We start from the raw sequence: 25095 nt of genomic DNA on the forward strand, positions 1-25095 counted from the left end.
ACAAACCATAACTATTATAAATTCAACATCATTAAATGAAACCCTGAAAGGGCAATAAGCATTAGCGTCGGCTTCGCACTACAATGAATACACATTCAATCATAGAGCCCTGAATTGAAAATCGACGAAGTCAAAGGGCGTAAGCTTACGCCCCTTCAGGATGTCGATTAGCGCATCAGCGTTCATTTCATACTCAACCCTGCACGGTTCGCCAACTAGTATTTAAAACATCATGATCAACTTTGACAACATACGGGCTGAATTCCCCATTTTGAGCCGACAGATATACAACAAACCTTTAGTATACCTCGACAATGCGGCCACCACCCAAAAACCCCGGTGTGTCATTGATGCAGAAGCGTTGGTATATCAAACCATCAACAGCAACATTCATCGAGGCGTTCACCACCTCAGCAATCTTTGCACAGAGGCTTATGAAAACGCTCGAAAAACAATCGCCCGGTTCATCCATGCACCTCACGACCATGAGGTGCTGCTCACGCGTGGAACCACCGAAAGCATCAACCTGGTGGCCTATTCATTCGCTCACTCGTTCATGCAAGCGGGCGACGAGGTGATTGTGTCGCAACTCGAACACCATTCCAACATTGTCCCATGGCAATTGATGGAACAAACAAGAGGCATTGTCCTCAAAGTCATCCCCATCACCAATGAGGGCGAACTGGATTTATCGCTGCTCCCGGCTCTCATCACCCCCAAAACCAAACTCATCTCGGTGGCTCATGTCTCTAATGCTCTGGGAACCATCAACCCGGTGAAAGACATCATACACCTGGCACACGCTCGCAACATCGCGGTGATGATCGATGGGGCACAGGCCATTCAGCACATCACCGTCGACGTGCAGGATCTCGACTGCGACTTCTATGCCTTTTCCGGTCACAAACTATATGGCCCAACCGGCATTGGCGTATTATACGGCAAAGAGAAATATCTTAACCAAATGATCCCATATCAGGGTGGCGGTGAGATGATTCAAAACGTGAGTTTTACAAAAACTACCTTTAACGAACTCCCCTATAAATTCGAGGCCGGCACACCCAACTATGCCGGCGCCATTGCTTTGGCTGCGGCCATCGATTTCATCGAAAACATTGGCATGAAAAATCTCGAAGAAAAGGAGCACCAACTACTGGATTATGCCCACCAACAATTAGCGCTAATCCCCGGGCTCAGATTTATTGGCACAGCCAAAAATAAATCGGGCGTCGTTTCGTTTTTGGTCGATAACATTCACCCATACGACATGGGCATGATGCTCGACAAAATGGGCATTGCCGTTCGTACCGGTCACCACTGCGCACAACCCGTGATGGATCGCTTGGGAATCCCCGGCACCGTCAGAGCTTCATTCGCATTTTACAACACCAACAATGAAATCGACCTGCTCAAAGCTGGAATCCTTAAAGTCAAACAACTATTTGCCTGAAAATTTAAAATATCAAATCTCATAACTTTCAACCAATGGATATCCGCCGGATACAAGATGATGTGGTCGAAGAATTTGCGGCTTTCGACGACTGGATGGACAAGTACTCATATCTCATCGAACTGGGAAACGCGCTCGACAACTTTGACGAACAACACCGCACCGAACAACACCTCATTGAAGGATGTCAGAGCCGCGTATGGCTGCACGCGCAATTGACCGATGGGAAGGTCGTTTATACCGGCGACAGCGATGCTATCATCGTCAAAGGAATCGTAGCCTTGCTCATTCGCGTGCTAACAAACCAAGCGCCTCAAGACATCCTCGATTGCGACCTATATTTCATCGATGCCATTGGCTTAAAGGAACATCTCTCACCCACCCGCTCAAACGGATTGGTGGCCATGGTCAAGCAGATGAAACTATATGCGCTGGCTTTTAAAACCCAACTATCGGGCAAATAAGACGCTATTTCGAAAACGAACCTTATTGACGTCACAATGAAGGACACAATCATTGGACAAAGTGCAAAAGTGCTAGAGTACATCAGAACCGTCTTTCAATGATAATCCGAAAACTGTCGTTCGTAAAAACCGTTGTGTATTTTTAACTCCCATGAATAATCTACATTGCTCGAAACCGCAAGGCATTACAAATTAACTCTGTCCCTTCGCGTCTCTGCGTTTAATATTTACTAAAATACACTTCGTTCAATAAAAATTTGCCGCCATGAGCACCGAATATCTACAAATGGAACAACAAATCGTTGATGCATTAAAAACCATCTACGATCCCGAAATCCCGGTCAACATCTACGACCTGGGGCTGATATACGAAATCCACGTCGAAGACAATGGCAACGTGCGCGTGGTGATGACACTCACCTCACCCAACTGCCCTGTCGCCGAGTCTCTCCCCGAAGAGGTCTACGACAAAGTGTTGGCCGTTCCGGGCGTCAAAGGTTGCGAACTCAACCTCACCTTCGACCCGCCATGGACAAAAGACATGCTCTCTGACGAGGCGCTGCTTGAACTTGGGTTGCTTTAATACAAACGATTGACGTTCGGTCTAAAACATCCCATTTCTGAAACGTTCCTGCGAATTCAATTTAGCAGATTAAATTTCACAGACGTATTTTAACTTCTCTATAACTACTATATAACTCGTTGAGTTATCTGCTTTGTTATTTTAACGCAAGGCGTAACAATATAACTCAGCGCCTTCGCGCCTTTGCATTTATTTTGACTCTATTGCTGAATTGAACTGTTTTTTTTCTCCTCACCGGTTCTCATCCTTTCTCACTGTAACTCAGCGTCAGTTCTTAGTTAATTACGCGAAGGAAGATGAATTAACGCTGAATCACCTGCGTTTTATCTTATGTTATACTCATTAAAAACTCTACACACCTAGACTCATCAATACTGTTGCTTTGGAATGCTGGAAATTCGTCCAATTTGTGAATAAATGACTTCAACGCCCAACCTCACCGATGCCATCCACCGGCAACAAATCCGCGCCAAGGCACTCGATTTGGGCTTTGACGACATTGGCTTTGCCACGGCTCAACGCCTTAACGACGATGAGCCCCGATTGCAGAAATGGCTCCTCAACGGCGCAAATGCCGAAATGGCCTACATGGCCAACCATTTTGAAAAACGTGTCGACCCGCGACTTTTGGTCGATGGGGCTTGCACCATTGTTTCTCTGCTCTCAAGCTACAAGCCTGCCGTTGAATCAAATAATCCCGACAACTTTAAAATTGCGCGTTATGCCTGGGGACACGACTATCACGAGGTCATTCGCGAAAAACTAAATGAGCTGTTCAACTACATCCGCGACCATCACTACCCCGACTTGCAGGGGCGTGCATTCGTCGACTCGGCTCCGGTACTCGAACGGGCTTGGGCAGCTCGTGCAGGGCTTGGTTGGATGGGCAAAAACACCTGTCTCATTCACCCCAAACTGGGTTCTTACGTCTTCATCAGCGAGCTCATCATCAACATGCCTTTAACCGGCAACTCTTCGTTGGTCAATAACCACTGCGGCAGTTGCTCGCGTTGCATCGATGCCTGCCCCACTCAGGCCATCACTCCCGGCTTCGTCGATGCGCGTAAATGCATCTCATATTGGACCATCGAACACAAAGGCGAAATAGACCCTTCCATCACTCAAAACCTTAACAACTGGATTTTTGGTTGCGACATCTGCCAGGAGGTCTGCCCGTGGAACCGCAAAACACCTCCCTCCAAGGAACCATCATTCTCCCCGCAACCGCAACTTTTACAGATGAATAAATCCGACTGGGAGGAATTATCGGAAGATTCATTCCGAATCATCTTTAAAAAATCAGCCGTAAAACGAACCAAATATATTGGGCTGATGAGAAATATACGTGCAAATACCAATCAGAAATAACGGATAGATCGCATCTCTTCCTCCTTATCTGCACTCTTGCGCTTAAAGTTACGATACTTGTTTTTCTTATAGAACTTGTAACAATCGTAACTCAATGTGATCTCATGAGCTCCCGAATTAAAATAGGACGTCCGGTTGGTGTAAAAATCGTACGAATAACAAATTCCCCAGTTGCGGTTCAACTGAAAATTCAGCATCCCGGCCAATGCCTGACCAAAACGGTAAGAGGCTCCAACCCACAGATACTTGTTGTAATTCAAAATCACGTTTAAATCGATCACGTTCTCACCCGATGGCAACAATCGCACCAATGACGAGAAACGCATCGACTGGTGCTTATTCAATACATACGTGTATCCGCCATTGAGGTAAAAATGATGATCCGAAGCATACACACCACTATCTATACCACTGTACGAAAATCGACTCAGCAACAACTGGGGGCACGACAATGCCACATAATAATTGGGTGTAAACAAAACCGCACCCACGCCAAATGACGGCTTCACTCGATTGGTGATATTAAACCCAAAATATGGATCGGCCGCATCTCCAAGGTTCAATCCCGTGAGACCGATGTTATAAAGATGCACTCCTCCCGAGGCTCCCAACGACAAAAACATCTTGTTCGACATCCGTACCAAATACGAGTAGGTGCCGTGCACTTGACGCGACACAACTGGACCGGCCTCATCGCTCAACAAATATCCACCCAGTGACACCCGGCTTTTATTGATGGGCGAATGCGCACTCAGGTAATAACTCTTGGGGGCGCCTTCTACGCCAACCCACTGCTGACGTACGCCCAAATCTAAAGCCAACGAATTACGGTTACCCGTATATGCAGCATTCATCGACAACGGCGAATTGACATATTGCGTAAACAGCGGATCCTGCTGAGCATATACAGGCATACTCAACAACAACAGCAGCGAAAACACCACTACTGAAATCATCTTTTGAGTATATCCATTCATATCTCTCATCCGCTCCCTCATCGGTTTATATACACACACCCGGTCAGCGGCGTGGAATTCCCTTCCAATCGAAATTGATAATAATACACTCCCGCGGGGAGCAACGACCCCGAATAGGTGCCCCTGTTGGCTGTGCCACCCCAGTCGTTCTGATAGGTGGGTGTCTCGTAAACCAACTCTCCCCATCGGTTCAGAATGCTCAATCGGATATTGCGAAACTGTCGGTAATAATCAAACTCCGGAACCACAAACAAATCGTTCATCCCATCACCATTGGGTGAGATACCGCCCGGAATAAACACATTCAACTCACTACTATTGGTGATGGTAAAATAAACCCATGCAGAGGTACAATCTCCCTCCAAATCACAAACCCGATACTCAAGGGAATCTAAACCAATGTAATGTGTGTCCAACGTCACCGTCACCGTATAATCCTCATTCACCTGTGTATAACCGTGATGCAATTCTTGCGAAATGGTCATCTGAAGCGGCAGATCATACATCCCTGCATCGTTCATCAAAACATCTAGGGTCTCTCGCATCCCCTTCTCCATCAGAATCGTATCATTAACTGCTTCCGGTTTAAAATCAAAATCTGACACCTGAATATATAACGTTGCTTCGTCGCACTCTCCATTGGATGAACAGACACGATAAGTCAATTCATCCTTACCAATATAACTCCGATTTGGCTTGTAATATATCTTTAAATCATCCTTTATCTCATATACACCATTTTGTGGTGCCTTGACTATCGAGAGTGTTATTTGCGACCCTTCTAATCCATAATCATTGCTCAAAACAGGTGAATATACTTCATCGCTTTCGAACATATACAATAAGTCATCATTGGCATTGATCGGAATTCCTCCGTCAATCCCTTTTCGATGATCGGCATGAGCGAGATCAAAAGAAAGTAAAAACAAAACGATAATCAATCCACTTTTCATGCCGATCGTTAAATATTGGAATATTCTAAAATTTCTTTTCATCAAAATCGATCCTCAACATTTATTTACGAGCGACCGAACAATGACTTACTCGTGAAATCAGTGTTAATCTCTGTTATTTCTATACGAAATAACTCACGCAGCAAATAATGACATAATACAACAAAACGTACAAAGATAAAAAACAATCCCCGACAGACAATCATCTGACGGGGATTGGATTAAAATAATCGATTGTTTACCAATGTTTAATAACTTGTGTATTTATCATTCACACGCTTACCCTTTTTCTTGCCGGGACAATCAATGGCACCATTAAAACGATCGTGACAGAAACGATAACCCAAAATCAGCTGATAATAACTACCGTAATGACTCTGTGCTGAAGTGTGTCCCAACTGATATTCAAGACCAAAATTAATCCGCTTGTAAATCGTCCCAACGGTCACTGCTGAACCCAAATCGATTCCGGCATCCTTATCCATGGTGCGTCGGTATGCCAACAAACCCCAAAACGACAAATCTGAATTCATTGTCGGAACCGTCAGCTTCGCATTCAAATCCATTCGACTATTGGCCTGTGAATTCCGCCGATAGTAAAGCAATGGCTCAATATACAAATCTATACCGGGCCATTTAAACACAGATGACATATACAAATGAAGATCCTTGGGGACATTCGGCTCCAAATCAGACTCCATCATTGAGTTGGGCTGCGAAAACAAATTCGTGACCGAAACGCCCATGTGAAAGTTACGACTTAATAAAATCATCCCCGTATTGGCATTCAGTCCCCATCCATTATCACTCCCGTTCATCACCACTGGATCCATCAATTCATCATTCGTCAACCCATCGTACGACAACGAACTTTGCTCCAGATTTAACGACAACCCGAACATCAACTTGGTAAAACTCTTGGTGCGACTATTTTTCGCAATCATTACTTCGTACGAAAATGATTGCTGTAAGCCCATTTCCTTAAAAAAACCATTTTTATCATTGTAGATATACGTCCCCGACCCCAAACTCTCAGACAACGCTGTCTGTGCACTCAGGATTTGTGTCGAGGGAGAATCATCCGTCCCAAACCATTGCTTTTGAACATACCCATTGGCTATAAAACAGTTCTTATAAAACCCGGCAGCGGCAGGATTCATCAAATACAAATCATAAACATACAGATTAGTGATATAATGTTTTTGTGCTTGCAATGAAATGCCGGTCATTAATGCTGAAAACATAAACAACAAAACACCTCGAAGTACTACTGTTTTTATCAAATTAAATTCCACAGGGATAGGCATAAGATACATCATAACAGAGATTTCAACAACATTATCTTTTAAGCGTCATATGACCTTTAATGACTTTACTCGTGGGATTCAATTCTACCACATACCAGTAATCATCGCTTGGCATCGGTTTATTCAAATAATAACCATCCCATCCAGCGTCTGTCGGTTTATATATCCGCAATAACTTCCCATAACGATCATATATACGTATGTTCGAATCCGGAAATTTCTCCAAACCGGTAATCGTCCAGCGATCATTATGGCCATCACCATTGGGTGTTATGAGATTCGGAATTTTCAAATCCAATATATTAAAAATACTTACCGTGTCTGAATCCAAACACATGTTGCCATCGCGGACCCACAACACATACTCGCCATTGGGCAAATCTCGAAACACATTATCCTTCTGAAATTCATCATCATTAATGGCATAGACATAAGGCTCGGTACCTCCCGAAGGCAAAACGGCTATCTGTTGATAAATCATCGTATCCAATTGTGCAATCACGGGCATTGAATGATGCAATAAATTGGTGGTATCGCGTAAGATAAAACAGCCATCTGTAACTTCAACCCAATATTCTCCTGTTTCTTGCATCCATTTGTATTGTTCGGTATCTCCGTCCGACCAAGTAAATGTCGGATAATTCTCAAAAATTTCCTCCGGATAAGCATTGAACTCAATGGAATCATTGGCACAAATAGTAACTTCAGAAACCAATGAATATTCTGGTGCTATTCTTGTGTATATCATCTTAGTATCCCACCCAAAACAACCATTGACATCTTGAACTCTCAACGTAATCAATGTATCTTTTTGAGCGACGATGGATTGGGCTGATGATCCGGATGGCTCCCATTGATAAACAACTCCGGAACTAGCATTTAAAACGACATCTGTAATGGGGCACACCAATTCATCTGGCCCTAAATCAACTTCTGGTAAAGGCAACCAAAATATATTTAAGATATCACTATTCTGACAGGAATAGGCATTGGTAACCGATAATTTATATGTGCCGGATTTAGCGACAATACTAGGAGCATCAGTTTCTCCATCGGGCGTAGACCAAAGTATCGATGACACTCCACTGGGTGCTGACAAAGGTGTCAATACCCCTGAACAAACGGTGATATCCTCTCCCAAATTCACTTCCGGTAAAGAATGTGCATGAACGGTAATAGCTTCTTCTGCATAACAATCATTAATAGACGATTCTATTCTCAGCTTGATCGTCTGAACCTGATCATTTCCGATGATTGTATATGAATGGGGTTGTCCCTCGGATGAATCATCATTCCAATAATAACTTCCAAAATGACTTAATGCTTTCACCTCAATAACTTCTCCGGCACAGCGATGTTGCTCTTCTGCACCCAAATCAAATTTTGGAGAGGTACGATGAGTCAAGTTCAGCGTTGCACTGGCATGACAAGCATTTGGATCTACGATATCTAGGGTATAAACACCTTTTGCATTCACAACCAAATCGGCATTGCTAATCGATATCGTATTATCTGAATTATGCCACACATAACTGTTCGCTAACACAGATGATGGCTTTTGCAAGGTTGCAGTACTATTATCACATATACTGACGTTGTTTAAAGTAAATGTTGTCTCCGGGTATCGGGTGATCAAAACAGTCGTAGAATCGGTGCATCCATAGTTATCCCGAACAACAACTTTAAATTCTCCGGCATCCGTCCGGCTTAATTCATGGTCGCTATCTATAACAACATCATTGGAATCGTACCACTCATAATGAATGACGTTCCCACTACCCTGTACCACATCAGGGATGACAGAAACCATCACATCCTGACATGCAGGAATGGTTGACTGCGCAAAAGCAACTGTCGGATTTTGGTAAGAAACCACATCAATATAACCATCAAGTCGACATCCATCTGAAGCTTCCTTGACGCGAAGATGATATCTTCCGGCTTGAGTCACCTCGACTTCATGAGCTGATGAAATAACGGTTGGATCGGAATCTTTATACCATTGATAAGAATCATAAACATCTTCACAATGTAAAATCACAGATGATCCGGCGCAGAATGAACGTGGAGAACTGCTCAAATCAAGCGTTTGAACCGGATCTATGGTCAATTTTATCGTCTGATTCACATCGCAACCATGTTCATCTTGCGCGAGGATGGTATAGATCCCGTCATTAATCCCGGGCATCGAATTTGTCACCATTTGCTGATAAGGCATGGTTTGAATCAACGGCAATGCAACAGTGCTGGAAGAAGATGTCTGCTGAAACGACCAACGATAATTCAAATAACCCGGAGCGGTCGACAACACAATTTTCCCTCCATAACAAATGGATTGATCGGGCAGACTGGCTGATTGTGAATCCCACCAGGCATAACGTCCTATACCCGAATTCGTACATCCATCACTGTCAACTACGTCTAACACCAACTGTTCATACTGCCGATCTGCAAAAAAAGTTTGACCGCTACCTAACAATGACCCGCCACTGCCATCTCGCCATGTATAGGATACCATCCCATCAAGGCCTTTGAATTCCTCACTGCTTCCATAGCATTCTGTGATATCCGGAAGAATGACATCTGCCATCCTTGCATATCTCTCTATCGAAATTCGGGAAGTATCGGTACAATTATTGGTTGCCGTTGCAACCACATAAAAATCTCCGGAATCAGTCCTTGTCAACTCTGCATCACCATCACCATCCACCTCTGCTCCGGCGGCATCATACCACTTAAACAGATTAGCCCCGCCAACTTCATTGGCTGTCGCTGTTACTGTTACGGGAATGCTAAAACAGAATGGCTTGCTCGTGTCGGTAGAAAGTTTAATTTCAGGATTCTCTAATGAGATAACATTAACAGACTTAGTTTTAAAACAAATAAGTTTCTTTCCTGTATCATATACGGTTAACGAATAAGCCCCACTCTTTTCAACAATCGCAAAATTTCTGCTAGGTAAACTCTTGACTGATGCCCCATCAGTCCATTCCCACTCATAGGAATCAAACTCATAATTACTCTTTAGCGTGATAAATGCACCTTCACATTTGGTGATATTATCATCACCTAAATCCAATTCGGGTATATATTCAACTTCCAATAAAATAGTTTGTTTAACCGGACATTTATTCACATCTTTTGCCTCAATAATATAGTTACCATCATTCACCCCATTAACAGCAGCTGTAACTGTATGCTGATATCCGGTTGTGGCTAATGCCACGGGAACAACGCTTGGGGCTTTCTGAAATGACCATCGGATATCCGTATAAGTCGGATCAGTTGATAAGACAATATCAGTACCAGGACAGGTAATTCGATCCGATAATTTTGTTGGTTGTTCGGCGTGCCATTTCAAACTTCCGGTTGCTTCACTCGTGCAATTGTTGTTATCGGTGACCGTCAATCTCACTTCCGAAACAGGCTGATTTAAGGTTAACGTTTGATTGCCACTACCATCCTGCCACAAATAAGTTTTCATGCCGACTGGACCATCAAATGAATATGGCTCCCCATGACATTCAGTGGCATCGCGTAAACTAAACACCGGCAATGGATTTCTGGTTATATCAACAGTCGCAGTGCCGGTACAGCTCGCTTTATCGGTGACCACAACATAAAAGCTACCGGCATCTGTCCGTGTTAACTGCGAGTCATAATCAATCACCTGATGACTTGAATCATACCAACGATAAACATACGGGCTCCCACTGCCATTGGCGGCAGCAGCATTAACAACCACCTGTTGGTTTTCACAGGCTGAGATATTACTACCGGACAAGGTTACTATTGGATTCTGCAACGCAGTTACGGTGACGCTCCCCTGTTGTTTACATCCATCTGCTCCGGTGGTGGCTGTCAGGGTATACGTCCCGGCAGTGGATGCTACAACTGAATGGGTCGTAGAAATCACAGCAGGATCTGATCCGATAGTCCAGGCATAGGAATGGTAAACCGTATTGGTTTGTAAAGTCACTGTCGATCCAGGACAAAAGGATGCATTGGTGATTCCCAGGTCAATAACCGGCATGGGATGAACAACCAAACCAATCGTCTGATTGACCGGGCAACCATTGCCATCAAAGGCACTGATTGAATAAATCCCATCATTCAAACCTCTCATCACATTGTTCAGTGCTTGCTGATGTGGCTGGGTCACATCAAGAGGCAGACTGACTGATGTAGATGCGCTGGTTTGCTTAAATGACCAGCTATAGTTAGTATAAGCGGGATCGCTGGCTAGAACCACACTCCCCCCGGAACAGATGGTTTGACCGGCCAATGTCGGGGCTTTAGGATACCACGAATAGCTTGCCTTTGCTTGTGCTCGGCATCCATTATTATCAACTACACTCAACTCAATGGAAGAGGCAGGCTGAGCAAGGGTGATCTGTGACGTGGCAAATGTTGAACTCCCAACCGTCCACGCATAACTTGCCATCCCGGAGGGACCGGAATAGACTTCGGAACTACCATGACATTCCGTCTTGTCTGACAAACTTATCACAGGCAGGGAATTGACAGTAATGGACAACTGTTCGGTCACACTACAATCGTTCTCTGCCCAGCCTGTTAACTGGTAAACACCGGAAACTTTGGGATAAATGGATGATTGAATGGAATCCTTCAATGCAACGCCATTCAAATACCACTGATATCGATCCAAAACGGCATCGGTGCTGATTTTTTGACCGATACAGATGGATGAAGGATTTTTAGATAAATTTAATGCCGGAATGGGGTGAGCAGTGACATTTATTGTATCTTTTACGGCACATTTGTTTTCATCGGTCACCGTTAAAATCACTGTCGTCGTGGTACCGGCACTGACTGTTAAATCCAAATCTTGTGTGGTTGCTGTATTGACAATCGAAGAACCACTATTTTGATACGTCCACAAATAGGTATATGGTGTTGTACCCACGGTGCCTTCTAATGTGTAATTCGCCTCAGCACAAACGGTGGTGTCTTTGGGCAATTGCACATCGGCACCCAGAATCTTGACCTGCGTAGATGCTTTGTTTTCGCAACCGCTCGTAATTTTTTCGGTGGCCACTACCCAATATACCCCGGTTTGCTTTGCTACAATCTCCGAAACATTGGTTGCAATTGGAGTTCCGTCGGTACTGGCTAAATACCATCGAATGTTATATTCCGGATAGGTAGCTGAAGTGGATATATTCAATGTCCCATTCGATTTACAAAAAGATTGTGGGTCACTTACCCTGATGGAATTGTAAGCCGAAAAATAGCCATAATTCAAACTGGCACCATTTTGATCAAGAACACTAAAGTGAAATTTCCCGGTAGAATTACTAATACGATAGGTCGTACCGGTTGATATTCCGGTATGTGGTTTATTAGTATCAATTGCCTCAGATTTAACTGCAACAGTTCGCCACTTGGTATCCATACCATTCTTATCATACACAATATCCCAATCACTTTGAGCGGGGAGTAACGATGATTTATCCTTATTCTGAGAAATATCCATCAGTTTAAACGATCCAATATCAGTATCTTTTGCTAATATCTGAATCCAAAAATCTTTTACAAAACTTCGATTAAAGTCAACCTGTTTGGAGCCGGTACACGTGATGGGAGGTAGAATGGCACTTCCCATCTCGTAACCATAACCAGTTACCTGATACGCATAAAAGGGAACACCAATCTCAGAATAAATATAAACATTGTCTTTGGCAATATCTCGACTTACACTTTGCCCTTTATTTAAAGTAATTTTTTCAGTACCATACCATATCACGGAATTGTCACGAACCGCAGTTAAATAGACCTTTTGAATATTACCGAATGATGAATCATTAGTCTTTATGGCAACATATTTATCACCAATCACATCAACAGGAATTAACTGATCACCAATAATATCATAATTCCCCTGAGGTTCTAGATTGATAGAATCATCAGAAATCGTGACGGCTATTTTTCCGGTGGATACAATATGTGTTCCACCTAAATTAATTTTAGCATCTTCTCCAACAGCCTCTAGGCAATAGGTTTCACCTCTTTTTAAGTCAATATCAAAAGACTCTCCGGCTTTACGTCCTCCAACACAATCAGTCGTAGGTGTAATAGTCACCTTCGTGTCTTCCGTTGCCACAATGTCAATTTTCTCCTTAGCTTTTATCGTTAATGGATAATTGCGATAATCAAGGTTCGAGGGCACATAAAACTCTGTCCCCAACGCAGAATTACCCTTTAATGTAAACTTATCCGGATTATTCATATCTCCTACTTCGTAATAAGCAGTAATATCCTGAGTCGATTCTATTAAAAGACCTTTATTCATCACAGGAAGATCGGTAGTCCGATTCCCATCCGTCCCGTTCTCCACATCTGCCTTATTTAACGTGACCGTAGATTGAACACCCGGATTGATCACAATAGTTTGGGTTGCGAAAGTGCTATTTTTTGGCATAGAAATTGTCACAGTCGCTGCAACCGCAGAAACATTGGTCAATCGCAATTTGATATATTGATCTTCATTACTATGACTCTTAGACGCATCCGGTGCCACAAACCAAAAGGTGCGGTCAACTTGTGCGGATAAATAAAGAGTGGAGACTAAAAACAGGCCGATGGCCAACGCGAAGCTTCGTAAAAACAACTTCATATACAGGTGGTTTGGTGTGTAACTAAATACAAAAAAATAATCCCGACAACAGGAAAAGAAAAGCCACCCTAAAACGAAAAACGGGAACGTAAAAAATACGATCGCCAAACTTCAAATCAAGGTGGTAAGGATCGTCAAAAAAATGTAACCTTTTTTTATATTGTACGCTCAAAAATTTGAATGGTTACGCTTTTGAGTCGAGAATCCCAATCTTTTAAAAAGTACATTTCATGCACATTTGCAACCAACATGGGAAAAAAGTACCATCTACTCTTTGTTGCTCACTAAGTTGCGAACAAATATACAAAAAACAACCATTCAAAATTCATCCAAACACCAAAAAAACATCTATTAACGGATTCTCGTCATTCATTTTCGTCAGTTCGTCAACAAAACCACTAAATCATTCAAAAAAAATATTTAATGTCCACATAACACTTACTGCCACCCATTAACCATTTCTTTAACTTCAAATACAGTAATATTGCGGCAACTCAAACAAATTAGAATGTTGAATGAGTGTATCTCCACGAAATTCAGAATCTCCGTTGTGCACTAAAATTCAACCCTCCTATTAATTAAATAAGGGCTTAATCTCCTCACTGGTTCTCATCTTAACTCACTGCACCTCAGTGTCAGCTCTTAATTGATTATGCAGAGGAAAATAACTGAACACTGAGTTCCTTTCGTATATTCCCCTAACTGGCCCTCATCTTTTCTCACCGCAACTCAGCGTCAGTTCTTAGTTGTTTACACTGATGTTTCTTCTCCTCACTGGTTCTCATCTTAACTCACTGCAAATCAGCGTAAGTTCTTAGTCAGTTAAACTAAGGATGTTAATTAACGCAGAGTTTCTAAATAATTAACTGAATACTAGGTTAAAATTTCTCAGGCTTAACACCCCCCAAAAAAACTCCGTGCCTCTGTGCCCCTGTGTACTCTGATAATTTGGATAGTAAAAAATCGTGAAATTCGTGGATAAAAATTTCCTAAAAACCTACCAAAAACAAAATAATAACGCTAACGAGTGATCTGCTTTCTTATTTAAACGCAAAGTATTACAACAAAACTCAGCGCCTTCGCGCCTTTGCGTTTATTTCGACTCTGTTGAGGCCGGCAAGGGCGCCGCCCCCTTCTCCGAAACTTCAGATCGTACAATTTTCCCATCCTCATAATATTGCGTCATCACCAATCGCCCCGCCGCATCATACACATACCGCCGCCCGTCCATCAAAATCCCATCTCTAAAATACCCTTGCTTCTCAATCTGACCATTGATGTGATAAACGGTATGTCGGCCGGTTCCGATAAATGGAGTCACCTCGTTCACCGCTTGCCCCACCCCATCGGGCATCGCCTCTGCGGGTGATTTCTCTCCTGCAGCAAGTTGCGCAACCCCATTCTTAAAACGGGTACTCTTCACCAACGTCCCTTGCTCGTCATAATGCCTTTCAATGCCATCAATCACGCCATTGGTTCGAGGCGTGCGATATTTCAATTGTCCATTCTCGTGATAATAAAGCTGCTCTCCCTCTCGTTTCCCGGCGGTATTGTACCGCCAATGATAGGCCATTTGACCCGAAGGATAATAAAACCGATACTCACCCACCCACTTGTCAACATCCCAAAACCCTTCTTCCCACAAAGTCCCGTCTTCATAATAAAACCTTGCCGGTCCACGAGCTTGACCATCTTCGTAGGTCAATTGATGCTTCATGCGCCCATGCGGATAATAAGCCTCCCAAACCCCATGCTTCTGTCCTTTCCGATAAACGCCTTTCTCCAATACACCCCCTCCATTGTCACGCAATTCCCACATCCCGGTTCGCTGACCTCGCTCATCCATTCGATTAAGACCATCAAACGATGCAGATGTCTCTTGCCCCAACACCGTGATCATACCAAAAAAGCACCAACTCATTAAAAAAGCCAATGCCCAATCCCCTCTATTTTTAACAACGTGGTTCACAACATCCATTTTTTCACGATATTTGCATGGGTCGATGCTTTTAGGCATCAAAAACAAGTTACATGCTTTCGATCGGGGTTGCAAAAAATATAGTAATTTCTTATCGAATTTGCACACTCAATGTCCAATGGCTAAACCTCCCGAACATGCACGGCAGCACCCATTGAAAAATTGTGTCATTTTCTCTAATGCGTTTTTACCACAAACCCTCAAAACTGGCAAAATGCAAGTTTTCTAAAAATCTCAACACACTGATAGCCTGCGTTTTAAAACAGATAAAGCATGGGTAAAGCATAGATAGTGCCTGGATGAAGCATAGATAAAGCATAGATAGTGTATGAATAGTGCCTGAACGATTAAGTTAAATAGCCACCAAGACAAGCAACGCTAATACTGCCAAAAAGTACAAACACAACCAACATACAAACTCATTTTGTGATAATCGACACAGCCACTTTCTGAAAAATATAATCCACACAACACACTGCCTTCGCAAATTGCCACAATCTCTTTGCCTGGCACAGAATGCACTAAAGCAATGATTTGAGATTCAATATCGTTAAGTTAAGAATCTGAACGGTTCAATGAGGCTCTCGGGTCAGTCAAGGAGTTAACAGATCACTGTTTTTGTGATATATTTAAGCTACAAATGCAACGTAAAAATAGGTCAAATACCCTATGATTTCTTTTTAGACGCGTGCAATACTTTTTAAGAGGCCCCATAGGGGCCAAATATCGGTAGCATTTAGGGGATTCGTTTACCTCTCGCCCCAATCGGGGCGAAAGATGATTTGCGAACCTTCATCTACCGAGCTTTGGGGCCCAAAGGCACCATAGAAAAAGCTCAAAAGATCAAGTCCGATTTGATTGTGAGCCATAAGAATTGGGAGAAATGATAGCAAATCACTAAAGAAACGACACTAAGATAAGATTCATGAATAAAACATAACCTCTTAAGCCGGTGCACCGTCACTCACATCCTGACATCATAAAAACTTAAAAAGAGCCATGAGCAAACCTTTACCACACCGAAGGTTGACAATTTGCGAGTTCCACATGGCAACTGAAAAACAAATTATAGACAAATGAAAGATAAAAAAGATAAAAAGAAAGGAAGTAAATCCATCGACATCAAACAGTTGCTCATGGACATCTTCACAGCCAATCCAAAGCGGAGCTTTAACTACAAACAAATGACCGGCCTTACCGGCCTGGTGAAAAAAACCGACCGTCAAAAAGTGGCCATCCTGCTCAACGAAATGGTCACCCAAGGCCTGCTCACCGAAGTGGTACCGGGCAAATTCAAGCTGCTCATGCGCGAAGCATACGTCACCGGAAAGGTGGACATGACCGCTTCGGGCGCCGCATACATCGTTCCCGAAGATGGCGGCGAGGACATCTTCGTGGCTCAAAGCAACCTCAACCAGGCGCTCCACGGCGATGTGGTGAAGGTTTTGCAGTACGCCCAACGCCGTCGACACCAACCACAGGGCGAAGTGGTGGAAATTATCAAACGCAAACGCGACACGTTTGTGGGAACCCTCGAGGTGGCTAAAAACTTTGCATTCCTCATCACCGACCGAAAGGTCATGTACCAGGACATCTTCATCCCCCTAAACAAACTCAACGGCGGGCAAAATGGCCAAAAAGCCGTGGCCAAAATCACCGACTGGCCGGCCAATGCCAAAAACCCCTATGGCGAAATCATTGACGTGCTTGGCGATGCAGGGGAAAACCAAACCGAGATGCACGCCATCCTGGCGGAATTCAACCTCCCCTATCGCTACCCCGATCATGTAAATGCCGAAGCTGAGAAAATCGATGCCGGCATCACCCCCGAGGAGATCGCCAATCGACGCGACTTCCGCGACATCACCACCTTCACCATCGACCCGGAGGACGCCAAGGACTTCGACGATGCCCTGTCGGTACGTCAACTTCCCGACGGCGAATGGGAAGTGGGTGTGCACATTGCTGATGTGACCCATTATGTGAAAGAAGACTCCATCATGGAAAACGAGGCCTTCTTCCGGGCCACATCGGTCTACCTGGTCGACCGCGTGGTGCCCATGTTGCCCGAACGGTTGAGCAATTTCATTTGCTCACTCCGCCCCAACGAAGAAAAGCTTTGCTTTTCGGTCGTGTTCCGAATCAACGACCAGGCCGAAGTGCTCGACAAATGGATTGGCCGTACAATCATCAACTCCGATCACCGCTTCACCTACGACGAAGCCCAACAAGTCATCGAAACCGGACAAGGCGACCTGGCTTGGGAAATCACCAACATGGATCGCCTGGCCAAGATACTGCGCGACAAACGATTCAAAGCCGGTGCCATCGGTTTTGAACGTGCCGAAGTGAAATTTAAAATCGACGAAAACGGCAAACCCCTCAGCGTCTTTTTTAAAGAATCGAAAGATGCCAACAAACTCATCGAAGAATACATGTTGCTGGCCAACAAAGCAGTGGCCGAATTCATCGGCAAAGAAGAAGCCGGAAGGCATTCGGGCAAAAAAAAGGAACTCACCTTTGTATATCGCATTCACGATGAACCCAACCCCGATAAATTTGAATCGTTTACTCGTTTCATCACCCGTTTCGGATACAACTTGTCTGCTCTCCCGGGAGTCAACATCAACCGATCTCTCAACAAGCTGCTCGATGATGTGCATGGCCGACCGGAACAAAACATCGTTGAAACACTCGCAGTTCGCACCATGGCCAAAGCCGTGTACTCCACCCACAACGTGGGACACTACGGACTGGGCTTCGACCATTACACCCACTTCACCTCGCCCATACGCCGCTACCCCGACATGATGGTGCACCGCCTGCTGCAACATTACCTCGATGGCGGAAAAAGCGTGGCTGCCGATGAGTACGAAGACCGCTGCGAACACAGCTCCGACATGGAGGCTCGCGCCGCAGATGCCGAACGTGCTTCCATCAAATACAAACAAGTGGAATTCCTCAAAGACCGCGTGGGACAGGAATTTGATGGCGTCATCTCGGGCGTGACCGAATGGGGCTTTTACGTCGAACTGAACGAGAACAAATGCGAAGGCCTTGTCCCCATGCGCGATCTGGATGACGACTTTTACGTGTTCGACGAAGAGAACTACTGCATCGTGGGACGTCGAAAACATAAAAAATACCAATTGGGCGACGCTATCCGCATTGTCATTGCACGCGCCAACCTGGAACGCAAACAACTCGACTTTGCCCTTCCCGGAACCATCGATAAATTGAAATAAGCATTATAAGGGCAAAAAATATATTTTTGCAATAAATATCAAAGGAATCGTCTCGGTTACACAGCCGTGCACCCTGTTAAAATAAAAATCAACTCATGACCCAGGAATTGACACCAGGAGCACTGAATGATAGTGTACAAACCGCCATTTTAGAATCTGCAAGAGAACTGTTTGCCCGATTTGGTTACAAGAAAACAACCATGGAGGACATCGCTCAGGTTCTTGGAAAAGGAAAAAGCTCGCTCTACTACTACTTCAAAAACAAAGAGGAGATATTTCAGGCGGTCATCAAATGGGAAGGGGATCTTCTTTTTTCCAAACTCCAAAAGGTGCTCCAAACCAATGATGCGCCCGATGTGAAGATGCGTAATTACGTGGTCATTCGCATGGAAAACATTCGCGAGTTGCAAAATTACCATGTGACCCTCAAACAAGATGTGCCCGGGGGGTTTGAGTTTCTTGAACAGATTAAAAACGACTACGAACAGCAGGAAGTGCAGATGATCGAGTCCATCATGCAGGAAGGTTTGGATGCCGGGTTGTTTCATCTCAACAACACCAATATGGCAGCCGTAGCCATCGTCACAGCCCTCAAAGGACTGGAAACCCCTCTTTTACAGGCCATCAACCAAAAGAACTATGAGGATTTCCGCGTACAAATCAACAACATCCTCAACATCCTGTTTTACGGCCTCATCAAAAGAGATTAAAACCGCGTAAAAAAACGCGCTCCCATTTATCCTTTTTACAAAACATCCCTCATTGGCGTGAACCAATAAGGTAGGAACTTGGTTTAATGAAAATGACTTCGGCAAACCACCAATTAATTAAAAGCGCATGCCCATAAAAATTCCAGATACCCTGCCTGCCCGTAGCGTTCTTGACAGCGAAAACGTGTTTGTGATGCCACAAACACGAGCTGCCAATCAAGACATCAGACCTCTGAAAATACTAATTTTCAACCTGATGCCTCTCAAAATTACCACCGAAACGCACCTTCTCAGAGTACTCTCCAATACGCCCTTGCAGGTAGAGGTGGATTTATTGATGACCAGCAGCCACATCTCTAAAAATACGCCACTGGAACACTTAACGGCTTTTTATCATACGTTTCACGAAATTAAGCATCAGAAATATGACGGCATGATCATCACGGGGGCGCCTGTTGAAGAAATGGATTTTGAAGAGGTCAATTATTGGGAGGAGATGAAAGAAATCATGGAATGGAGCAAGACCAATGTGACATGTACCTTCCACATCTGCTGGGGCGCGCAAGCCGGCTTGTACTACCATTTCGGCATTCCCAAACACCATTTAGGCAAAAAGATGTTTGGCGTTTTTCCGCACACCGTCAACTGCCCTCAGGAACCTTTGGTACGTGGCTTCGATGATCTGTTTTTCGCCCCCCACTCCCGCTACACCGGAGTGAAGCGCGAAGAGATGCTTAACAAAGAAGGTCTGATCATCGTTTCAGAGTCTAACGAAGCGGGTGTTTATATTGCCATGTCGGCCAACAGGCGCCAAATATTCGTCACCGGCCATTCGGAATACGACCCCAACACACTGAAGGAGGAGTATGTGCGGGATGTACGCAAGGGATTAGACATTGCCATCCCGGCCAATTATTTTACCAACAACGACCCATCTCAGCCTCCCATGGTGACCTGGCGAAGCCATGCCCACCTGCTCTACTCGAACTGGTTAAACTACTACGTCTATCAGGCGACGCCTTTTGTGCTGGATGAAATCAGTTAAACCTCACATCAAGGCCATTGCCTCCGACTTGGACGGGACTCTATTGCCCTATCACGGGCAATTCAACACAGCCGACATAGAAACACTGACTCGTTTGGGGCAAAGTGGCGTTGTACGCATCATTGCCACGGGCCGATCGTTGTGGTCGGCACAAAAAGTGATCTCCCCCGATTTCCCCATCGATTATCTGGTATTTTCGTCGGGCGCCGGCATCCTGAACTGGAAAACTCAACAACTTATCGAAAACTATTGCATCCCGTTTGAAGATGTGCATCGCACTACGACACTCTTTAAACGGCACAATCTTGCCTTTACACTACACCATCGCTCACCCGACAATCACCGCTTTTATTATCACCAGGGAAGTTCGCCACACCCAAACCTCGCAGCATACCTGGAACATTACCATCCCAACGGGCAACCGTTAATGGAGCCCGTCCCTCATGATGCATACAGCCAACTATTGGCTTTTATGCCAAATTGGGAACAGTTCGACACCATTTCCAGGCAGGTGACCAACATGAAGACCATCCGCGCCACTTCGCCCATTGATGACGCCTCCATCTGGTTAGAATGTTTTCACCCACAGGTATCCAAGGCCCATGGTGTGAATCTGATTTGCAAGCATCATCAAATATCCGAACACGATGTGGCTGCGATTGGTAACGACTACAACGACATGGACTTACTAAGCACATTTCGTCACTCGGCCGTGGTGGCCAACGCCCCGCAGGAACTTCGAAATATGTTCCACTCGGTACGCCCGGTCAATGAAGCAGGATTTACCGACTTTATGAGTCAGTTCACGTCATAACATCCTGTTTCATTTTATAGACGCCAAAATATCGAAGGATGGCTTGCTCGTTTTCGAATACACGGGCATGGATCAATGTCGCAACCTCGGGGCTATGCTTCAACTCGGGGTTTAAAAAATGAAGTAAAAGTGCCCAGTCGTGCCAATGACCCAGTTCCTTTTCCAACAAATCTGTCAAGACAACCATCTCGTCATCATTCACATTTGCACCAATCCTCAATCGGGCACGCAAAAGAAAATGATTCTTTTTAAAACATCTGCGAGCATCGTGCCAATGCATGCCCGCAGGTAAGACCATTAAAGGGTGTGCCTTCACAAAATTCTGATGAATGACATTATCGATCTCAGCACTCAACAACGGTTCTAAATGCTTTAGTAACGAATGAATTTTATTGAAACGGGGCGGTTGATAAGAAGCCAATTCGGAGATAAACTGAGCTTTCAGGTGCTGCATCCTGGTCAACAACCGAACCTCAGCACATGGCAAATGATCCCACACTTTAACCTGCTTCCCAAGCTTGTGAATCATGAAAGCATTGCGATATTTACCGGCAGGTTTATAAATTTTGAAAAGATGTGAACGCCATTGAGTCATTCGTTGCCCCTGTGAGGTCTCTGCCACATTCATTAAGGGACAATAAAAAGCATCCAATTCCTTGGCAGCCACACGAAAATCGTGCACCGATTGATCATCAGCACCATCGGCAGCTTTAATCACGTGATGACTGAACCGCCGGGAAGCATCCACAATAAAGGAAATATACGAAGAGTCTGGCATGTCATGTTCGGATTAAAATGAGCATCCGAACATGGCTAAGTCATTTCACCTCAGCCGTGATGGGATGCCTCAAACCTTTGGCATCAAAAAGTATTGCCTTAACCGATCCGATGGTAATCTTGGCTTCAACCATTACCGGAATGCGATTGGCATCGTCAGTCACCCAAACGGTCATGTCTTCGCCTGCATCAAACAGCGTTCCTTTCATGAGCATGGGCTTAAACTTGATGCAACGAAACGTCCGGTTTTGGTCTTTGGTTTTGATAATTTCCTTGCCCAGGTAAGTGATGTATAAATCGTGAATCACGCCATCGACAATCATGCGTGTGGGGATTTTATCGCTCGTCCGGTACTTTGAAAAATCAATATTACGGGCTTTGTACACCATTGTCAAGAGATCCATGGTACATTCCTTCATGGGAACGGTAAGGTTGCGATCAGGTTTCTTATCGACCTTGAGAGACGTCACGATTTGCTTTTTATCGTAATCGAAGCGATAATATTCATTAGCCACGTAACTTCCTTCTTTAACACTTCGAGCGGACCATAGAGGCTCAAGGCGAGACGTATCGATGATGGCGATAAAAGTATCGCGAATGGTTAATAAAACGTCGTATTTCTTATGGGTTTTGGCGAGGGCTGTCAGCTTCATGGCCGGCTTTTGGCGATAAGTGATGGGATCGGTTTTAAACAACACCTCCCCGCCATTGACCCAAATAAAATGCCAATTGTAATAGGCCTGATAAGTGAGCCGCTCGCCGGCAGTAAAAGCGGCGTTTCGGGCATCACATTGAGCTGAAATTGAAGCTGTCACAAAAAGCAACAACACAAACACGGGAACCCTCCTCTGACTGAAAAACATCGAAAAAAAATTCATCATCACCACAGGCGATTAAGGTCGGTTCGACTTAGAGGATTTGGAACGAAAAGATTGAGAGAACTGCAACACATCAAATTCGCCGGGATTCCACTTCACATTATGATCCCAATTGGCACGGGCAGCAATCTTTTCGGGATAATACATCAACACCTCAGGTTGTCGGCGCAGCAAATAATCACCCGAATCCCACCGACCGTTATCGTTCACATCAACCACAATGCGCAACAAATACTCAGCGGGTTTGAGCAATCGAAAGGCGATTTTACCATTGGCAGGTACCCTTGCCTGACGATCCACCGATTCGTTGCCGGCATTGAGAATCTGAACCAACCACTTTTCGCCTGGATTTTCAACCGTTAAATATAGTGTGGCATAACTATCCTCTTTGTTGATGGTGGTTTTAAACTTCAATGGCTTGTTGACACGACCATACACATCACGAAAAGTGGCTGAATCGACCACCAACTCGTAAGCAGCACCGGACTCCCAAACCCGATCGACAGAAAAACGACGGACATTGAGAGAATCACGAATCACGTTAAACGATTGATCAACCAACGTGCTATCAACCATCTTACTTAACCGGAGTCCCTGTTCGTTAAAGTAAACAGGAGCAGCATCGAGATAGAACGACAAGCGGCTGAAGATGTCCAATGAACTTTTAAGATCTTTGATACCCAACGAGGGAACTTCATCCATTTCCTGATCATCCTTTTTTTTCTTACTCTCCTTTTTGGGAGTATCATCTGCAAAATAATAAAACGTCAAGGTATCGGTCTTAAAAATGGGTTGCATTAATGAATCAACAGTGGCATAACTCACAGCCAAAGGCAACGAATCGTTGGCAATGAGCATGGTGTCACGCAACCAAACCGACAAGGAATCACGACCCTGTGAAAACTCAGGAATAAACCATTCGTCATCCACACTATCTAAGAGAGGCTCCATCTTCAACCCTTCAACACGAGCTCCAAACACGAGATTCAAACGTCCCTTTTCCTTACGATCGCTGGACTTGATGTACTGTTGACGCACCGGATCAGAGAACATAAATAATTTCAAACTATCAGGAATATAGGCCAGCTCTTGCCGATACACCACCGAATCGGCAACCAGGGTATCAACCGATGAACCTTCGGACGGTTTAGGAGCCTTAATGGTATCGGCAACTGTACGATACTCAAAAGCAGGAACCACCAGCGAGTCGTACCAAGCAATGCGTTCACCGGGCTGATCGAAACGATAGTTGGCATTGGCATCTGTGATGGCATAAACACGATAAGATCCGGGGCGCACATTGCGAATAGAGAAATAGCCTTTTTCATCAGTCTTGGCCAAGCGTACGGGCACCAATGTTTGAAAAGCAGTATCGGAAAGGTTACTATGCAAAAACACCAGGGAGCCTGCTGTTGGAGCCAGATTTTCCGCATCAAAGAGATGACCCGATACCGACAAAGAATCGACAACATCGCCCGTTGAAAACGAAAAACGAAAATTGGGAAGCACATTGCCTTCATTATTATCACTGATGGCATCTGCGAAATCGAGGGTATATGTCGTATTCTCCTGTAGATCCTCCTCGAAGGTCACCAACAATTCACTACCCCGTGCAACAACAGTCGGGACCTTATTCATTGGCGGAGAAACCACTAACTTTTGATTCACATCCTTAAGCTGAATCAACTCATCAAATTCAATAGAGACTTCCTTCCCTGTAAAATTGAGAGCTCCATCAAGCGGAACAGATTTACGCACTCTGGGAGGTTGTTCGTCCTTGGCTCCACCTGTCGGTGTTCCGGGATTGGCACACCTAACCCAAATGGCAATAACGCCAATCATGACGATGAATAAAAATAGAAACCGTTTCAAGCGAAGATTTTTTTAAAGAAACACGCAAATTTAAACC

16 protein-coding genes are annotated in these 25095 nt (G+C 44.5%); 8 read left to right on the top strand and 8 right to left on the bottom strand.

What is annotated here, in order from left to right:
• Window positions 1–232 precede the first annotated feature (232 nt).
• The 4 genes from LX69_RS04795 to queG all read left to right on the top strand — a co-directional run bounded on the left by LX69_RS04795 (window position 233) and on the right by queG (window position 3865).
• The gene (locus tag LX69_RS04795) at window positions 233–1450 is read left to right on the top strand and encodes an aminotransferase class V-fold PLP-dependent enzyme (RefSeq protein ID WP_185741697.1); all 1218 of its coding nucleotides are present in this window, start codon (window positions 233–235) and stop codon (window positions 1448–1450) included.
• Between the two features lie 35 nt (window positions 1451–1485).
• A complete protein-coding gene (locus tag LX69_RS04800) occupies window positions 1486–1914 on the top strand; it encodes a SufE family protein (protein ID WP_111444692.1) in 429 nt (142 codons plus the stop codon).
• A gap of 265 nt (window positions 1915–2179) precedes the next feature.
• A complete protein-coding gene (locus LX69_RS04805; RefSeq protein WP_111444693.1) occupies window positions 2180–2497 on the top strand; it encodes an SUF system Fe-S cluster assembly protein in 318 nt (105 codons plus the stop codon).
• Between the two features lie 417 nt (window positions 2498–2914).
• Window positions 2915–3865 (top strand): tRNA epoxyqueuosine(34) reductase QueG, encoded by a 951-nt coding sequence (gene queG / locus LX69_RS04810; RefSeq protein WP_111444694.1) that lies wholly within the window; start codon window positions 2915–2917, stop codon window positions 3863–3865.
• Here queG and LX69_RS04815 read toward each other — a convergent pair.
• The 5 genes from LX69_RS04815 to LX69_RS04840 all read right to left on the bottom strand — a co-directional run bounded on the left by LX69_RS04815 (window position 3856) and on the right by LX69_RS04840 (window position 15708).
• Window positions 3856–4851, bottom strand: a complete 996-nt coding sequence (locus LX69_RS04815; RefSeq protein ID WP_170124242.1) for a PorP/SprF family type IX secretion system membrane protein — start codon at window positions 4849–4851, stop codon at window positions 3856–3858. The genes queG and LX69_RS04815 overlap by 10 nt on opposite strands.
• An 8-nt stretch (window positions 4852–4859) precedes the next feature.
• The gene (locus LX69_RS18115; protein ID WP_245934940.1) at window positions 4860–5795 is read right to left on the bottom strand and encodes an Ig-like domain-containing protein; all 936 of its coding nucleotides are present in this window, start codon (window positions 5793–5795) and stop codon (window positions 4860–4862) included.
• Window positions 5796–6043: 248 nt separating this feature from the next.
• Window positions 6044–7114, bottom strand: a complete 1071-nt coding sequence (locus LX69_RS04830; protein WP_111444698.1) for a PorP/SprF family type IX secretion system membrane protein — start codon at window positions 7112–7114, stop codon at window positions 6044–6046.
• 19 nt (window positions 7115–7133) lie between these two features.
• Window positions 7134–13739 (bottom strand): T9SS type B sorting domain-containing protein, encoded by a 6606-nt coding sequence (locus LX69_RS04835; RefSeq protein WP_111444699.1) that lies wholly within the window; start codon window positions 13737–13739, stop codon window positions 7134–7136.
• 1093 nt (window positions 13740–14832) lie between these two features.
• A complete protein-coding gene (locus LX69_RS04840) occupies window positions 14833–15708 on the bottom strand; it encodes a toxin-antitoxin system YwqK family antitoxin (protein WP_170124243.1) in 876 nt (291 codons plus the stop codon).
• A gap of 1085 nt (window positions 15709–16793) precedes the next feature.
• On the opposite strand from LX69_RS04840, the gene rnr reads away from it, so the two are divergent.
• The 4 genes from rnr to LX69_RS04860 all read left to right on the top strand — a co-directional run bounded on the left by rnr (window position 16794) and on the right by LX69_RS04860 (window position 21531).
• Window positions 16794–18962 carry a ribonuclease R gene (gene rnr / locus LX69_RS04845; RefSeq protein ID WP_111444701.1) on the top strand — a complete coding sequence of 723 codons (2169 nt, stop codon included), beginning with the start codon at window positions 16794–16796 and terminating at the stop codon, window positions 18960–18962.
• Window positions 18963–19057: 95 nt separating this feature from the next.
• Window positions 19058–19672 carry a TetR/AcrR family transcriptional regulator gene (locus tag LX69_RS04850; RefSeq protein WP_111444702.1) on the top strand — a complete coding sequence of 205 codons (615 nt, stop codon included), beginning with the start codon at window positions 19058–19060 and terminating at the stop codon, window positions 19670–19672.
• Window positions 19673–19799: 127 nt separating this feature from the next.
• A complete protein-coding gene (gene metA, locus LX69_RS04855; RefSeq protein WP_111444703.1) occupies window positions 19800–20717 on the top strand; it encodes a homoserine O-acetyltransferase MetA in 918 nt (305 codons plus the stop codon).
• Window positions 20704–21531: an HAD family hydrolase gene (locus LX69_RS04860; RefSeq protein WP_111444704.1), complete on the top strand. Its 828-nt coding sequence runs from the start codon at window positions 20704–20706 to the stop codon at window positions 21529–21531. The genes metA and LX69_RS04860 overlap by 14 nt, the downstream gene beginning before the upstream one ends.
• Here LX69_RS04860 and LX69_RS04865 read toward each other — a convergent pair.
• Genes LX69_RS04865 through LX69_RS04875 form a run of 3 tightly spaced genes read right to left on the bottom strand, consistent with a single transcriptional unit; the run spans window position 21521 to window position 25058 of the window.
• Window positions 21521–22309: a CHAD domain-containing protein gene (locus LX69_RS04865; RefSeq protein WP_111444705.1), complete on the bottom strand. Its 789-nt coding sequence runs from the start codon at window positions 22307–22309 to the stop codon at window positions 21521–21523. The genes LX69_RS04860 and LX69_RS04865 overlap by 11 nt on opposite strands.
• A 40-nt stretch (window positions 22310–22349) precedes the next feature.
• Window positions 22350–23189, bottom strand: coding sequence for a DUF3108 domain-containing protein (locus LX69_RS04870; RefSeq protein WP_111444706.1), 840 nt, complete (start codon window positions 23187–23189; stop codon window positions 22350–22352).
• Window positions 23190–23201: 12 nt separating this feature from the next.
• Window positions 23202–25058, bottom strand: coding sequence for an Ig-like domain-containing domain (locus LX69_RS04875; RefSeq protein WP_146260639.1), 1857 nt, complete (start codon window positions 25056–25058; stop codon window positions 23202–23204).
• Window positions 25059–25095: the final 37 nt, after the last annotated feature.

The organism is Breznakibacter xylanolyticus, assembly GCF_003254275.1.
GTDB classification, from domain to species: Bacteria; Bacteroidota; Bacteroidia; order Bacteroidales; family Marinilabiliaceae; genus Breznakibacter; species Breznakibacter xylanolyticus.